The following is a 15,023-nucleotide window of genomic DNA, read 5'->3' on the forward strand; positions in this document are numbered from 1 at the left end:
CCGCCGCGCCCCCTTCTGCCGCTCCGGCTTCCGCCGGCTCCCGCCCCGTGGTCGCGCGCCGCCGCGGCCTCACGCCGCCGCGTCGAAGCCGGTGTCGCGGGCCATGCGCTTCAGTTCGAGGAGGGCGTGCTTCTCGATCTGACGGATGCGCTCACGGGTGAGGCCGTGCTCCTTGCCGACCTCCGTGAGCGTCCGCTCGCGCCCGTCCTCGATGCCGTACCGCATACGGATGATGGAGGCCGTGCGGTGGTCCAGCTTGCCGATCAGGTCGTCCAGTTCCTCGCTGCGCAGCAGCGTCAGCACCGACTGCTCGGGCGACACCGCCGAGGTGTCCTCCAGCAGATCGCCGAACTGCGTCTCGCCGGCGTCGTCCACCGACATGTTGAGCGAGACCGGGTCGCGCGCCCAGTCCAGGACGTCGGTGACGCGGTCCGGCGACGAGCCGAGCTCCTCGGCGATCTCCGCCGGCTCCGGGTCGCGGCCGTGCTCGCGGTTGAACTCCCGCTGCACACGGCGGATGCGCCCCAGTTCCTCGACCAGGTGGACGGGGAGCCGGATGGTGCGCGACTGGTCGGCGATCGAGCGCGTGATGGCCTGGCGGATCCACCACGTCGCGTACGTCGAGAACTTGAATCCCTTGGTGTAGTCGAACTTCTCCACCGCCCGCACCAGACCCGCGTTGCCCTCCTGGATCAGGTCGAGCAGGGGCAGGCCGCTGCGCGGGTAGCGCCGGGCGACCGCGACGACGAGCCGCAGGTTGGACCGGATGAAGACGTCCTTCGCGCGCTCGCCCGCGGCGACCAGGGCCTCCAGCTCCTCACGGGTCGCACCGCCCGCCTCGCTCTCGATCTCGCCGTCGAGGATCTGCTGGGCGTACACACCCGCCTCGATCGTCTGGGACAGCTCGACCTCCTTCGCGGCGTCGAGCAGGGGCGTGCGCGCGATCTCGTCGAGGTACATGCCGACCAGGTCGCGGTCGGCGATCTCCCCGCCCACGGCGCGAGCACTGCTGGCCCGGTCGGTCCCGGTCGCGGTAGCGGTCCCGCCGGACCGGCGTTGGGCGACGGCACGGGTTGCCATGCGAGCTCCCTTGCTGAGTAGGTGTCGCGACACCCTTCCGGGTGCCCTGCATCCGACGGAAACAACGACTGGAATCAGGACAGAATTCCCACGAGACCCACCCATTTTGGTGATCTTGCAGTATCCTCTGCGCCCACGAGGGGAGGCCGGATGGCGGACGACCAGCCGGAAGTGCAGGTCAGGGCCGGTTCGGAGGCCGACATCGACGCCCTCACGGAGATCTACAACCATTACGTGCGTGAGACGGCGATCACATTCGACACGGTGCCCTGGACCCCCGAACAGCGTCTCCCGTGGCTGCGTTCCCACCCTGAAGACGGCCCGCACAGGCTGCTGGTTGCCCACGACGCCGACCGGTGTCTCGGGTACGCGACCACGGGACCCTTCCGGCCCAAGGCGGCGTACGCCCCCTCCGTCGAGGTGAGCGTCTACCTCGCGCCCGCGGCGGCCGGCCGGGGCGTCGGCACGCTGCTGTACGAGCACCTCTTCGAGGTGCTCGCCGACGAGGACGTCCACCGCGTCTACGCCGGCATCGCCCTGCCCAACGAGGCCTCGATCCGCCTCCACACCCGCTTCGGTTTCCGCCACGCCGGGACGTTCACGGAGGTGGGCCGCAAGTTCGGCCGGTACTGGGATGTCGCCTGGTACCAGAAGGACCTGTGACATCCGAGCGGGTCCGGAGAAGGCATCCGAACCCGGCGGAGGTGGCCGGCCCGCGGAGGAGGCTCAGGCCCGCGGAGGAGGCTCGGGCCGCGCAGAAGCGGCCCGCGAAGGAGGCTCAGGCGAACTGGAGCGACCGCTTCGCCAGGCCCATCCAGAACCCGTCGATGACGCTGCGCCCGCCGGCGAGGTCCCCGGCGGCCTCCGCCGCGCCCAGCGTCACGAACAGCGGGGCGAAGTGCTCGGTGCGCGGGTGCGCGAGCTGCCCGGCCGGGGCCTTGTGCGTGAAGTCCAGCAGCGCGTCGACGTCCCCGGCCGCGAGCGCCCGCCGCCCCCAGTCGTCGAACTCCACGGACCAGCCCGGCACACCGTCGTGCCGCAGCGCCGCCAGGTTGTGGGTGAAGAAGCCGCTGCCGACGATCAGTACGCCCTCGTCCCGCAGGGGAGCCAGTTTGCGCCCGATGTCCATCAGCGCGGCCGGGTCCAGGGTGGGCATCGAGATCTGCAGCACGGGGATGTCGGCGTCCGGGTACATCTCGGCCAGTGGGACGTACGCCCCGTGGTCCAGGCCCCGGTCGGGCAGGTCCTGCACGGGCGTGCCGGGTGCGCGCAGCAGTTTGCGGACGGACTCGGCGAGGCGCGGCGCGCCCGGAGCGGCGTACCGCACGTCGTAGTAGTGCGCGGGGAAGCCCCAGAAGTCGTACACCAGCGGCACGGTCTCGGTCGCGCCGAGCGCCAGCGGGGCCTCCTCCCAGTGGGCGGACACCATGAGGATCGCCCTCGGGCGGGGCAGGCCGGCGGACCAGGCCGCGAGCTCGCCGGGCCACACGGGGTCGTGGGCGAGCGGCGGCGCGCCGTGCGAGAGGTAGAGGGCGGGCATGCGCCCGCTGGTCAGCGCGGTCATGACGGCTCCCGGTCGATGACATCAAGCTTACTACTTGAAGATTCAAGCTCATCCACCGTAACGCGCCGCGGGTATGTAGTTCAACCTTCAAGAAGACGTAGAGTGGGACGCATGAACGACCATGCCGGGGACGGGCCGCGTTGGCTCACGGACGACGAGCAGCGCGTCTGGCGTTCCTACCTGCACGCCACCACGCTGCTGGAGGACCACCTCGACCGCCAGCTCCAGCGCGACGCCGGGATGCCGCACGTCTACTACGGGCTCCTGGTCCAGCTCTCCCAGGCACCCCGCCGCCGGATGCGCATGACCGAACTCGCCAAGGCCGCGAAGATCACCCGGTCCCGGCTGTCGCACGCCGTCGCACGGCTGGAGAAGAACGGCTGGGTGCGCCGCGAGGACTGCCCCTCGGACAAGCGCGGCCAGAACGCCCATCTGACGGACGAGGGGTACGCGGTGCTCGAGCGCAGCGCGCCCGGCCATGTGGCGGCCGTACGGCAGGCGGTCTTCGACCGGCTCACCCCGGAACAGGTCGGCCACCTCGGCGAGATCATGCGGGTGATGGCCGAGGGACTCCAGCCCTCGGGCCCGGACGCCGACCTGCCCTGGCTGCGCTGACGGCGGGGCGGTTCGGCGGCGCCGGTGCCCCGCGGGCGCTCGGGCCGGCGGCGCGCTCAGGAGCCGGCGGGCGGCTGGGTCGCCGTTACGCACCTGGGCCCGCGGGCGCTCGGATCAGCGTCGCGCACCTGGGCCCGCGAGCGGTCGGGGCGGCGTCGCATCCAGCGCACGCGGGCGCTCGGCGCCGGCAGCCCAGCGCCCGGCGGGCGGTCAAGCGGTCAGGAGGACCCCCGCGTACGACGCCGCCGCGATCAGCGCCCATGCCGTGAGGCCGAGCGCCGCCACCCGCGCCCCGGTGCGGGAGAGCGTCGGCAGGTGCACCGCGCTGCCGAGGCCGAACAGCGCGGCGGCGAGCAGCAGTTCCTGTGCCGTCCCGGCGGAGGCAAGGACCGGCTCGGGCAGCAGCCCGGTGGTGCGCACCACCACCATGGCGAGGAAGCCGGCGACGAACAGCGGCACGAGCGGCGGGCGGCCCGCACGGCCCCCGGCCGCCGCGCCCCTCCCCCGCCGCCGGGCGGCCACCACCAGGGCCGCGACCAGCGGGGCCAGCAGCGCCACCCGCATCAGCTTGACCAGTACCGCCTCGCCGAGCGCGGCCGGGCCGGCGGTCTGCGCGGCGGCCACCACCTGGCCCACGTCGTGCACCCCGGCGCCGACCCAGCGCCCGAACTGCGCGTCGGTCAGCCCCAACGGGCCGTGCAGCAGCGGCAGTACGGCCATCGCCAGGGTGCCGCACAGCGTCACCAGCGCGACCGACGTGGCGGCGTCGTCCTCGTCGCTGTCGTGCACGGCGGCGACCGCGCCGATGGCGGAGGCCCCGCAGATCGCGTACCCGGTGGCGATCAGCAACGGCTGGTCGCCGGGCAGCCCGAGGCGGCGCCCCAGCCACCACGTGCCGCCCAGGGTGGCGGCCACGACGGCGAGCACCATCGCGACCGTCGACCAGCCGAGGCCGAGGACGTCGGACAGGCTCAGCTTCAGCCCGAGCAGGACGACGCCGAGGCGCATCAGCCGCTTGGCGGCCACGCTCAGCCCCGCCCGGCAGCGGCCGCGGATGCGGGTGCGCAGCCAGGGGGTGTGCGCGGCGGCGAGGCCCAGGACGACGGCGGCGGTGAGCATCGGTACGGCGGGCAGGGCGCGGTGCACGAGCCAGGCGGCGGCCACCCCGGCGACGGCGAGCGCGAGGCCGGGCCAGGCGGCCCCTGCGGCTCCTGCGGCGGGCGTGGCCGGAGGGGCACCGGGCGCGGCCGGGCGGGCGGACGGCCGCGCCCGTCCGCCGACGAGGGCCATCAGCCGTCCGCCGGCAGCCGGTACACGCGCCGCACGCTCGTGCCGAGCCGCGTGACGTCGGCGCCGTACACGTGCAGGGACACGGCGAGGTCACTGCCCGCGTTGCGGACGAGGTGGATGTCTCCGGGCGGGGCGAGCGCGGCGACCGTCCCCTCCGCGTTGACCACCTCCTCCGTGGCGACCAGCCGCGCGGTGATGCCGTCGGGCACGAGCCGGTAGCGGCGCTCGTGCTCCTCGCCCCGGTGGACCCCCGTCACGCACCACGACACGTGGTCGTGGACGGGCGTGGCCTGGCCGGGGAGCCAGACCAGGGCGACGACGGAGAAGGAGCCGTCGGGGTCGGCGTGCAGCACGTGCTGCCGGTAGTGCTCGGGGTCGCCCTCGCACTGGGCGCCGGTGAGCAGGTCGGGCGCACCGAGGTGCGGGGCGAGGCAGGCGGCCACGAGCCGGGCCGTGGGCTCGGGCGGCAGGCCCCGGTCCACGGCACCGCGCACCTCGGCGACGAAGGAGCGCAGACGGGCGGTGGCGGCCGGTTCCAGGGAGGTCGTGGTCATGGACCGGAGCGTCCGCCCGCGCGGGCGGTCCCGTCCAAGCACGGTTCGTTGACCGGACCCCAACGACCGCTTATGGGTCGGGGACCCGGCGACCGCCCGGGGGCGGGGGACGCCGACGACCGCTCATGGGGAGGGCCTGCGAGTGGGGGACGCGGTGGTCGCTCACGGGTGGCCGGTCAGCAGCCGACCTTCGCCTCCGCCGCCGTGACGATCGCGTCCAGGGCCAGGGCGGTGGCGGGGATGCGCAGATGGTCGCGCAGGACGTACGCGTACACCTGGCGGCGCGTGTGGGGCTCCACGACCCGGCCGGTGATCTTGCGGTGGCACAGGAACGACAGCACCAGCGCCGGGACCATCGCGATGCCGACGCCCGCCGCCACCAGGCTCTGCATCACCAGGTTGTCGTCCGTCGTGCACGCGATGTCCGGGGTGAACCCCTCCTCGGCGCAGGCGTGCAGGAAGTTGGCCCGGCAGCGGGCACAGCCGGCGATCCACCGCTCGTGCGCCAGGTCGGCCAGGTGCACGGCCCGGCGCCGGGCCAGGGGGTGTCCGATGGGCAGCAGGACCGTGAGCGGGTCCTCCATCAGCTTGAACTCGGCGAGTTCCTCGGGGACGTCGACCCGCAGGCCGGGGTAGCTGAAGGCCAGCGTGATGTCGCACTCCCCCCGGGCCGCCATGCGCAGCGACTCCGGCGGCTCGCTCTCCACCAGCTCGACCCGCACCCCGGGGTGTTCGTCCGCCATCCGGGCCATCGCCTCGGGCAGGATCGTCGCCCCCGCGCTGGGGAAGGCGCAGACGCGCACGCGCCCGGACCGCAGCCGGGCGATCGCGTCGATCTGCTCCTGGGCCGCCGCGAGGCTGTCGAGGATGGTGCGGGTGTGCCGGGTGAGGGCCTCGCCCGCCTCGGTCAGGCGCAGGCCGCGGCCCACACGGGTGAACAGCGGTGTGCCGACGTCCCGTTCCAGCGCCTTCATCTGCTGGCTGACGGCGGGCTGGGTGTAGCCGAGGGAGCGGGCGGCCGCGGTGTAGGAACCGGTCCTGACGACCTCACGGAAGGTCTTGATGTACCGGGAATCGAACACGGTCGAAAGCATAAGCAGAAATTGGCCCCCTGAAAGGGCCCTTCCCAGCCGTTCCCGGCCACCCCCGGCCGGTCCGCGGCCCCCGCGACACCCTCCGCGACGCCGCCGCGGCGTTCCCGCACCCGACCCTCACCCGTACGGCGGCGTTTGCGCAAGCCGGGGGCGCCCGCGGCCCTCACCCGTCCGCACAGAAACCCACGATCGGGCCACCCGGCGCGCGCCGGGGGCGCACCCGGCTCAGGCTGATCGGACGGAGAGCAGCGCGGATCCGGCCGGCTGCCGCGGACCGAAGGCGATCAGCACCTATGGAGCGGACGCGCCGGCGGATACGCAGACCGGTCGCCCTCGGGGCGGCCACCACGCTCGCCCTCGCCACGCTGGCCACGGCGAGCTCGACCCTCCAGGGCCCCCACCGTGCCTCCGCGGGGCCCGTCGCCGCCGAGGACGCCACCGACGAGCTGGCGCTCGGCCCGTGCCGGATCACGGCCACCATGGGCGTGCAGATGACCGAGGGCATCCCGACCCCGCCCGGCTACGCCCGCTCCACCGGCGAGGTCCGCGCCCTCAACCTGATGATCGACTTCCCGGACGCACCCGGCGAGGGCGCCGCGATGGACCGGTACGCCGAGTTCTTCCCGCAGACCTCCGACTGGTTCCGCATCAGTTCGTACGGGCGGCTCGTGTACCGCCCCGAGGCCCCGCTGCCCGACTGGCTGCGGATGCCGCTGCCGTTCGCCGAGTACGGGATAGACCGCGGCTCGCCGTACGAGCCGGGGTACCGCAAGCTGGTCGAGGACATCGTCGAGGCCGCCGACCCGGAGGTCGACTTCAGCGCGTACGACCTGGTCAACATCCTGGTGACGCCGAACGCGGGCCCCTCGGCGCTGGACACCGTCCTGTCCGTCACCTTCTCCGGGAACACCGAGGCGCCCCACGCGGACGGCACGCCGCTCGCCAACACGTCGTTCGTGTACAGCCGCCAGGACGACGGCTCGGGCTCCTACCACGAGACGGGCTTCCGCGTCCTGCCGCACGAGAACGGCCACGTCTTCGGGTTGCCCGACCTGTACACGGCGGACGGCGGCGGCGCGGTCGGCCACTGGGACATCATGTCCGAGGACTGGGGCGCCAACAACGACCTGCTGGGCTGGCACAAGTGGAAGCTCGGCTGGCTCGGCAACGACCAGGTGCGCTGCGCCGCCTCCCCCGGCACCCGCGTCTACACCCTCACCCCGCTGGCCGCGACCGGCGACGGGACCAAGCTCGCGGTCATACCCCTGTCGGAGGAGACCGGGTACGCGGTGGAGGTCCGCACCCGGGAGGGCAACGACGAGGCGGTGTGCGAGCCGGGGGTCCTCGTCTACCACGTGCGCTCCGACGTGGACACGGGCCAGGGCCCGGTCACCGTCGTGGACAGCGACCGCGACAGCGGCGGGTGCACGCGCCGCCCGAACGTGCACGCGGAGCTGTCGGACGCGCCGTTCCGGCCGGGTGAGTCCTTCACCGACCGCGAGAGCGGCGTGCGCATCACGGTGCTGGCCGAGGACCGCCGCTCCGGCACCTACCGGGTGCGCGTCACCCGGCTGTGAGCGCGCCCTCCAGCTCCGCCCGCAGCTGCCGCTTGAGCACCTTCCCCGTGGCGTTGCGGGGCAGCGGCCCGTCCTGCACGACGACGTGGGCGGGCACCTTGAAGGCGGCGAGGCTGCGCCCCACGTGCGCGCGCAGGTCCGCCGCGCCGGCGCGGGCGCCGTCCCGCAGCCGGACCACGGCCGCCACCTCCTCGCCGAGTTGGGGGTGGGGGACGCCGAGCACCGCCGCGTCGAGCACGTCGGGGTGGGCGTACAGGGCCGCCTCGACCTCGACGCAGTACACGTTCTCGCCGCCGCGGATGACCATGTCCTTGATGCGGTCGACGATGCTGACCCGGCCGTCGTGGAGCGTCGCCAGGTCGCCGGTGCGCAGCCAGCCGTCGGGGGTGAAGGCAGCGGCGGTCGCCTCGGGGTCCCGCCAGTACCCGCGCACCAGGGACTGGCCGCGCAGCCACAGCTCGCCGACCTCGCCGTCGGGCAGCGCCCGCCCGTCCTGCCCCACGACGCGGACCTCGGTGACGGGGGTGGGCCGGCCGACGCTGCCCGGGAAGGCGCGGTAGTCGGTGCCGTATCCGGCGAGGACGCCGCCGCTGGTCTCGGTGAGTCCGTAGCCGTTGCGCGGTTCGACGCCGCGGGGGCAGCCGGCGGCGAGCCGGGGCGGGGCGGCGGCACCGCCGGTGTTGAGGTGCCGGAGCGTGCCGAGGCCCGCCTCCCCCGCGGCGTCCAGGAGCTGCAGGGCGGTGGTGGGCACTCCGGCGTAGTGGGTGACGCCGTGCTCGTGGATGAGCTCCAGGGCCCGGGCCGCGTCCCACTTGTGCATCAGGACGAGCGTGCCGCCCGCGGCCATCACGGAGTAGAAGGAGGTGAAGGCGGCGACGTGGAAGAACGGGAACGTGGTCAGCGACACGGGCGCCGGCCCCAGCCCCGGCACCTCACCGCGCTCCAGCGCGGCCGCGGCGGCCTGGTAGCGCGGGTTCATCGCCGCGCCGGCCTGCGCCAGGTGCGTGGCGACGGCGCCCTTGGGGCGCCCGGTGGTGCCGGAGGTGTAGATGATCGTCGCGTCGTCCTCGGGACGAACCTCCACGTCCGGCGGCCCGAGCGCGGGATCGGCGGCGGGCAGGTCCTCGTACCGTACGAAGCCCTCCTCGGCCTCCCCGTGGAAGACCACGCCGGGCACGCCCTGCGCGCGCGCCCACGCCCGCACGCGCGGGACGCGCTCCCCGTCGACGAGGAGCACCCGCGGCCGGCAGTCGTCGAGGGCGTGGGTGAACTCCTCCTCGGTCCACCAGGCGTTGAGCGGCACGGCCACCAGCCCGGCGAGCTGGGCCGCCCAGAAGGCGATCTGCCACTCGGGGTGGTTGCGCATCGCGACGACGGCCCGGTCGCCGCGGCGCAGCCCGTACTCCCCGCTCAGCCGCCGGGCGAGGGCGCAGGCGGCGGCGAAGAACTCGCGGTAGGTGTACGTCCGGTCGCCGGCGACGAGGAACGGCCGCTCGCCGTGGGCCCAGGTGACCTCGACGAACTCCCGCAGGGTGCGCGGGCCGCCCGCGTACACGCGCCGCCCGTCCTCGCCGGTGGTGACGGCGAAGGGCGCGCCCGGCGCGGTCAGCGGGTCGGTCACGTCCCGGCCGGGTCCGCCGGCGCCGCGCCCCTCGGGGCCGCACCCCCCGGAGTCCTGTCCGTCCGGACGGGGTTCCTCGGGGTCGTGTCCGTCCGGGCCGGGTCCGTCCGGGTGTCCGTCCACCATCGCCTCTTCCTCACCGCGCGCTGAGCGCTTGCTCAGCCTGTGCCGGGTTGCCGACGCTATGCGCGGGCGGACCGGCCCGTCAAGGAGGTACGTGTACCCACCATCGATTTTGCGCCGGGGCGGGCTCCGTCAGGTCGCCGGCGGCTCGATGTCCGAGTCCAGCCGTACCCAGCCGCGCACCGCGCCCGTCGTCGGATGCTCCGGGCCCATCGTGGTCCGCGCCCGCCGCAGCGCCTCCGCGTGCAGGGCCTCCGACTCGTCCTCCGCGCCCGTCGCCCGCAGGTCGATCGCCAGGTTCGACAGGCAGCCGATCGCGTCGTAGTGGTCCGCGCCCAGCACCCGGACGAAGCCGTCGTGCACGTCCCGCCCCAGCCGCACCGCCTCGGCCAGGTCGCCGTGCCCGGCCAGGTCGGTGGCGTGGTTCATGGCGCTGCACAGCGTGTACGGATGGTCCGGCCCCAGCACCTCGCGGTACTGCTGCACGGTCCGGCGCGACAGCGCCAGGGCAGCCCCGCGCTCCCCGGTGAGCCGCAGGTACACCGCCAGGTTGTTCGCGCAGGCGAGGGCGAACGGGTGCCGCTCCCCCAGCTGCGTGTGGTGGCGGTCCAGGGTGTCCTGCGCCAGCATCCGCGCACCCTGCGCCCGCCCCGTGGCGACCAGCGCGCAGGCGAGGTTGATGGCGGCCGCGAGCGTCTCCGGATGGTCCGGGCCGAGCACGGACATCGACGTGTCGTGGATGTCGGCGCTCAGCGCCCGCGCCTCCTCGTACCGGCCCATGCGGCGCAGCACGGCGGCGAGGTTCCTGGAGGCCCGCAGGGTCGCGGGGTGCCGCTCGCCGGTCTTCTCCCGGAAGGCGTCCACCGTCTCGCGGATCAGCTTCAGCGCCTCGGTGAGCGAGCCGGTCTCCCGCAGGTCGCGCGCGTAGTTGCTGGCCGAGTTGAGCGTGTCGGGGTGGTTCGGTCCGCTCACCCGGCGCCGCGCCTGCCACACGTCCCGGTCGATGTCGCGCGCCGCGAACCGGTCTCCCACCAGATACAGCGACACGGCCAGGTTGTTGGCGGCGAACAGCACCCGCGGGTGGTCGTCCTCGAAGACCCGGCGGCACAGCGTGTAGGTCTCCTGGTCGATGTCCCGGGCCTGCGTGTAGGCGCCCTTGCTGCGCAGGTCGGCACCGAGGTTCGTGGCGGCCACCAGCGTGTAGTGGTCGTCCGGGCCGAGGACCTCGCGGGCGCGCCGCAGCAGGGCCTCGTCCATCGCGTACGCCTCCTCCAGCCGCCCGCTGGAGCGCAGCACGTTGGCGTACTGGGTGCGCAGGTAGATCACCAGCGGGTCGTCCTCGCCGAACGCGGGCACCCAGGAGGCGAGGGCCCGTTCGGCGGTCTCCTGGGCGGTGGAGTAGTCGGAGCGGCGCCACAGGTAGCGCACCGATTCGGCGATCCAGCGGCGCACCCGGTTGTCCTTGCTGGTGAAGGCCAGGGAAGGGCGCAGGTGCGGCAGCAGCGAGGCGTGCCGGTCCCACAGCGCGGGGTCCTCGGCGTTGCCCGGATTGGCCTCGGCGAGGATGGCGTGCACGTGCGCGCGCAGGGCGGGCCACTCGTCCTGCGGCACCTGCGAGCGCAGCACCTCCTGCACCAGCCGGTGCAGGGTGACGGTCTTGTCGCTCTGGTTGGTGCGCGCGAGCCCGTACCGGTTGATCTCGGCGAACAGCGTGCCCATCCGCATCGGGTCCACCAGCCGCGGGTCGTGGCGGGCCAGCAGTTCCCCGGCCCGGTTCCCGTACAGCGCCCACATCGGGATGGGATCGGGCCCGAAGAAGGCGCACAGTTCCAGCAGTTGCGCGGCCGCGGGCATCGACTCGCGCAGCGCCCGCAGCGACAGCAGCCACGTCGCCGCCGCCGACCGCGGGTAGGTGGTGGCCGACTCCTGCTCCAGCATCGTCGCCAGCTGGGTGCTCAGCAGCTCCAGGTACGTCTCGACCGGCATGGCGGACTGCTCCAGCCACGCCGCCGCCTGGGCCACGGCCAGCGGCAGGTCGCCGAGCGCCTCGGCGACCTGGCCCGCGTCCCGGTCGGGCAGCTCGGGGTTCTGCACCTGGAGCAGCCGCACCGACTCGTCCCGCGCGAAGACGTCGACCTCGATCTGCGTCGCCCGCTCCGCCCAGGTCCGGTTGCGGGAGGTCACGAGGACGTGCCCGGGTCCGGTGGGCAGCAGCGGGGCCAGCGCCTCGGGCTGTTCGGCGTTGTCGAAGACCAGCAGCCACCGCCGGTACGGGCGGCCCTGGCGCAGCGCCTCCAGCACGGCGTTGGAGGTGACCGTCACGTCGTCGCCGGCCGGCAGCCCCAGCCGCGGGGCGAGCGCGGCCAGCCCCTGCCGCACGAGACCGGGCTGGCCCGCGTTGACCCACCACACCACGTCGTAGTCGGCGGCGAAGCGGTGCGCGTACTCGATGGCGACCTGGGTCTTGCCGACCCCTCCCATGCCGAACACCGCCTGCGGCGGGCCGCCCAGCGGGCCGCCCGCGGCGAATCCGTCGCGCATGTCCTCCAGGGTCCGCCCGCGCCCGGTGAACGCGGCGTTGCGCGGCGGCACCTGCCACACCGGGGGCGGCGTGCCGGGATAGCGCGGGCTGCGGTCCTCGTCGGGCCCGACCGGCCGCAGCGGGGCGTCGCCGGTGGCGAGTCCGGGCCGCCCGACCGCCGCGAGCAGCGCCGACTCCGCCTCGTCCGGCCCGTCGCGTTCGACGAGGTCCACGGCGACGAGGTCGGCGAACGGCGCCGGCAGCGGCGCGGCGTGGATGCGGATCGGGATCAGCATCCGCTGCGACGCCTCGGGGTCGCGGGCCGCGACGGCCTTCCACACCTCGTGCGCGTGCGGCAGCCGCACGTAGTCCGGGGAGAGCAGCGCGACGATCCGCCCGGAGCCGTCCAGTGCGTGCCGCACCTCGGTCAGCGCCCCGGAGCCGGCGTGCTCGGCGGCGCCGCTCAGCGCCACCTCGTAACCGAGGCCGGCGAGCCGGGCGGCGATCCACTCGGCCCACATACGGTCGGCGGGGGCGTAGCTGAGGAACAGGTCCGACGGCACGGGCGGCTTGGTCCGCTCGTACGAGGACAGCAGCGCCCGGCGCATGGTCTCCGGCATCGCCCGCTGCCGGGTCACCCGCCCCTCGGTGATCCGGCCGGTGAGCCGCTCGGAGGCGGCGAGCAGGCTGCCGCCCTGGTGCGGCCGGTCGCCGACGGGCGCGGGGATCTCCTCGTACGCGAAGAACGGCCGGTACGGGATCTCCACGTCGCCCCAGTAGCGGTCGCGCTCCTCGCGGCTCATGCCCCCCAGGAACGCGGCGAACCGGCTGCGGGCCAGGTCGCGGCCGGCCTCCAGCTTCTTCTGCTCGGCGTACTCGACGCGCATCGGGGCGGGCAGGATCCGCACCGGCCGCGTGCCGACCTGGGCGCGGACGGACTCGGCGACCGCGGCGGCGCCCTGGATCGACTGGGCGCTGAGGGTGAAGCAGTCGACGACGACGTCCGGCAGCAGGACCGTGCAGATGCCGGCGATGTCGGACAGGCCGGTACGGCTGTCGACGAGGACGTAGTCGTACCGGCCGCGCAGCTCGTCGCGGAGGGCGGCGAGGAACGCGGCACCGCGCAGCCGGGTGTAGAAGTGGTCCCAGTCGAAGGTGGAGACGGCCGCCGAGTACCCCTCGTCCTGCAGCCCGGCGGGCAGGAAGTCCAGCCGGCCCCCGCCGTCGAGGTCCACGCCGACGCCGACGATGCAGCGGTCCACGTCCGCCCGCTCCCGGAACCAGGCGGCCCGGTCCGGCGGGTGTTCGCCGCCCGGTTCGTCGGCGCGCAGCGCGTAGTCGCGGATGAGGTCGATGACGCCCTCGGTGGAGCTGAGTTCGGGGTCGACGAGCAGCGGGTGGAAGTACCGGTGCAGGCCCGGCGCCTCCAGGTCCCAGTCGACCATCAGGACGCGCAGCCCGTTGCTGGCGAGGATCCAGGCGGTGTTGACCAGGGCCATGGTGCGGCCCACGCCGCCCTTGAACGAGTAGAAGGTCACGACGGTGCCGGGTGCGGCCGGCGTGGCGGAGCCACCGGGGCTGTTCACTGCTCTGGCCCTCCCTCGCTGCGGGGGTCGCGCGACTCCTGCGGGGCGTACGGGTCGTACGGGATGCGCGGGCCGCGCCCGGCGGCCCAGGGGTGCCGCTGGGGCCGCGGGATCTGCGGGTTCCCGGCGGCCGGGGCCCGGCGGGGCGCGGGGCCGCCGCTGGGGCCGCGCAGGATCGGCCGGGCGGCGGGCACGGTGTCGGTGTCATCGGCGGCCGGCGGGACGGCGCCCGCCTGCCGCTTGCGGATCAGGTTGTTCTGGGCGGCCGCGACCATCTGGCCGAGCGCCCGCTTGAAGTCGCCGAAGCAGACCCGTACCTGGAACTGCCGGTCCTGCACGCCGCGGGATGCCTTGCGCTCGAAGACCTCGGTGACGCCGCTCCACAGTTCGTGCCGGTCGCGCTCCTCCTGCGGGTGGCACGGCACGAGGACGCCCGTCGCCGGGTGGTCGCTGCGGTCGAACTGCTCCAGCTGCCGGCGGTAGGGCTCGGCCGGCGCGCTCCACGCGTCCACCAGCAGGATCGTGACCTGGTCGTCCTGCCACGCCTGGTTGAGCTGCCGGGTCAGCCCGGAGCGCACCTCCTGGTAGGCGGTCCCGTACCCCTGGGCGGTGACCAGCCGCTGCGCCTGCTGGTAGAGCGGGTACTCCTCCTGCGGGTGGTACGGGTTCCAGTCGAGTCCCGCCCTGCCGTAGTAGGGGGCGCCGCGGCGGTGCTCGGGCGCCGTGTCCGCCGTGCCGGCGGCGACGAAGAACCGCACGGTGCTGCCGGGCCGGGTGGGCTCGGTGCGCGGCTGGAACGACAGCGGTTCCCGGGCGAGGCGCACCGGGTGTTCGGGGGCGGGCAGTTCCTCGGCCCGGGCGACGTCCAGGACCCGCTGGGCGATCAGCCGGACGGCGTTCTGGTAGTCCCGGCCGGTGGGGTCCCGCTGGAGCAGCCGCTGCAGTCCGGCGTCGGCGTACCAGGACCCGAGCCCGTCGGTCAGGTACTGGATGTGCGCGATCTCCTGCGGCACCTCGACGGGCTGCCACAGCACGGGTATCAGCGCGGACGAGCCGCGGTTGGTGCGGGCGAAGTACTGGCCGGCGCGGCGCATCATCACGCCCGCCTCGCGCGAGCACCACTCGCTGCGGAAGTACGCCGGGGAGTACAGGGCCACCATGGAGTGACAGCTGCCGAGGGCGCGTTCGAGCTGCTCGCTCCAGTGCTCGCCGAGCTGTATCGAGCTGTTGTCCCGGAAGCCGACCGGCACCTGTGCCGTGCTGTCGGAGAGCTCGATGATCCGGTCGCACAGGTCGTCGTAGAACTGGCGGACGTACGCGTCCTTGTCGTCGACCCTGGCGTAGCTCAGGAAGAAGTACGGCCCCACCGCGCCCCCACTGTTCCGCGTGTTCGAGCAC

11 protein-coding genes are annotated in these 15,023 nt (G+C 74.2%); 3 read left to right on the plus strand and 8 right to left on the minus strand.

Annotated elements, in window-relative coordinates; genetic code table 11:
• Positions 1–69 precede the first annotated feature (69 nt).
• Entirely contained in the window at positions 70–1,080 is a 1,011-nt protein-coding gene (locus ACIA79_RS05490) for an RNA polymerase sigma factor RpoD/SigA (RefSeq protein WP_399426839.1), read from the minus strand.
• Positions 1,081–1,230: 150 nt separating this feature from the next.
• Between ACIA79_RS05490 and ACIA79_RS05495 the strand changes: the two genes are divergently transcribed.
• Entirely contained in the window at positions 1,231–1,743 is a 513-nt protein-coding gene (locus ACIA79_RS05495; RefSeq protein WP_399426840.1) for a GNAT family N-acetyltransferase, read from the plus strand.
• A 115-nt stretch (positions 1,744–1,858) separates the two neighbouring features.
• Here the strand turns inward: ACIA79_RS05495 and ACIA79_RS05500 are convergent, their stop codons facing one another.
• Positions 1,859–2,644 (minus strand): dioxygenase, encoded by a 786-nt coding sequence (locus ACIA79_RS05500; RefSeq protein ID WP_399426841.1) that lies wholly within the window; start codon positions 2,642–2,644, stop codon positions 1,859–1,861.
• A 111-nt stretch (positions 2,645–2,755) separates the two neighbouring features.
• Between ACIA79_RS05500 and ACIA79_RS05505 the strand changes: the two genes are divergently transcribed.
• Entirely contained in the window at positions 2,756–3,259 is a 504-nt protein-coding gene (locus tag ACIA79_RS05505; RefSeq protein ID WP_399426842.1) for a MarR family winged helix-turn-helix transcriptional regulator, read from the plus strand.
• Positions 3,260–3,469: 210 nt separating this feature from the next.
• On the opposite strand, the gene ACIA79_RS05510 is transcribed toward ACIA79_RS05505, so the two are convergent.
• The 3 genes from ACIA79_RS05510 to ACIA79_RS05520 all read right to left on the minus strand — a co-directional run bounded on the left by ACIA79_RS05510 (position 3,470) and on the right by ACIA79_RS05520 (position 6,185).
• Positions 3,470–4,549 (minus strand): YeiH family protein, encoded by a 1,080-nt coding sequence (locus ACIA79_RS05510; RefSeq protein WP_399426843.1) that lies wholly within the window; start codon positions 4,547–4,549, stop codon positions 3,470–3,472.
• Positions 4,549–5,103 (minus strand): cysteine dioxygenase, encoded by a 555-nt coding sequence (locus ACIA79_RS05515; protein ID WP_399426844.1) that lies wholly within the window; start codon positions 5,101–5,103, stop codon positions 4,549–4,551. Before ACIA79_RS05515 ends, ACIA79_RS05510 begins: the two co-directional genes overlap by 1 nt.
• A 176-nt stretch (positions 5,104–5,279) precedes the next feature.
• Entirely contained in the window at positions 5,280–6,185 is a 906-nt protein-coding gene (locus ACIA79_RS05520; protein WP_399426845.1) for a LysR family transcriptional regulator, read from the minus strand.
• 305 nt (positions 6,186–6,490) lie between these two features.
• Between ACIA79_RS05520 and ACIA79_RS05525 the strand changes: the two genes are divergently transcribed.
• Entirely contained in the window at positions 6,491–7,774 is a 1,284-nt protein-coding gene (locus tag ACIA79_RS05525) for a M6 family metalloprotease domain-containing protein (protein WP_399426846.1), read from the plus strand.
• On the opposite strand, the gene ACIA79_RS05530 is transcribed toward ACIA79_RS05525, so the two are convergent.
• The 3 genes from ACIA79_RS05530 to ACIA79_RS05540 form a co-directional block, all read right to left on the minus strand.
• Positions 7,761–9,521, minus strand: coding sequence for a class I adenylate-forming enzyme family protein (locus ACIA79_RS05530; protein ID WP_399426847.1), 1,761 nt, complete (start codon positions 9,519–9,521; stop codon positions 7,761–7,763). The two genes, ACIA79_RS05525 and ACIA79_RS05530, sit on opposite strands and share 14 nt — an antisense overlap.
• A 129-nt stretch (positions 9,522–9,650) precedes the next feature.
• Positions 9,651–13,625: an FxSxx-COOH system tetratricopeptide repeat protein gene (gene fxsT / locus ACIA79_RS05535; RefSeq protein ID WP_399426848.1), complete on the minus strand. Its 3,975-nt coding sequence runs from the start codon at positions 13,623–13,625 to the stop codon at positions 9,651–9,653.
• Positions 13,622–14,992 (minus strand): TIR-like protein FxsC, encoded by a 1,371-nt coding sequence (locus ACIA79_RS05540; protein WP_399426849.1) that lies wholly within the window; start codon positions 14,990–14,992, stop codon positions 13,622–13,624. The genes fxsT and ACIA79_RS05540 overlap by 4 nt, the downstream gene beginning before the upstream one ends.
• Positions 14,993–15,023: the final 31 nt, after the last annotated feature.

Source organism: Streptomyces sp. NPDC051310 (assembly GCF_044455245.1).
GTDB lineage: Bacteria > Actinomycetota > Actinomycetes > Streptomycetales > Streptomycetaceae > Streptomyces.

Excerpts from the sequence above, each read along its gene's own strand:
- ACIA79_RS05510 (WP_399426843.1), bottom strand. The coding sequence starts at position 4,549 with ATGGCCCTCGTCGGCGGACGGGCGCGGCCGTCCGCCCGCCCGGCCGCG.
- ACIA79_RS05505 (WP_399426842.1), top strand. The coding sequence starts at position 2,756 with ATGAACGACCATGCCGGGGACGGGCCGCGTTGGCTCACGGACGACGAG.
- ACIA79_RS05525 (WP_399426846.1), top strand. The coding sequence starts at position 6,491 with ATGGAGCGGACGCGCCGGCGGATACGCAGACCGGTCGCCCTCGGGGCG.
- ACIA79_RS05495 (WP_399426840.1), top strand. The coding sequence starts at position 1,231 with ATGGCGGACGACCAGCCGGAAGTGCAGGTCAGGGCCGGTTCGGAGGCC.
- ACIA79_RS05530 (WP_399426847.1), bottom strand. The coding sequence starts at position 9,521 with ATGGTGGACGGACACCCGGACGGACCCGGCCCGGACGGACACGACCCC.
- ACIA79_RS05515 (WP_399426844.1), bottom strand. The coding sequence starts at position 5,103 with ATGACCACGACCTCCCTGGAACCGGCCGCCACCGCCCGTCTGCGCTCC.
- ACIA79_RS05500 (WP_399426841.1), bottom strand. The coding sequence starts at position 2,644 with ATGACCGCGCTGACCAGCGGGCGCATGCCCGCCCTCTACCTCTCGCAC.
- ACIA79_RS05490 (WP_399426839.1), bottom strand. The coding sequence starts at position 1,080 with ATGGCAACCCGTGCCGTCGCCCAACGCCGGTCCGGCGGGACCGCTACC.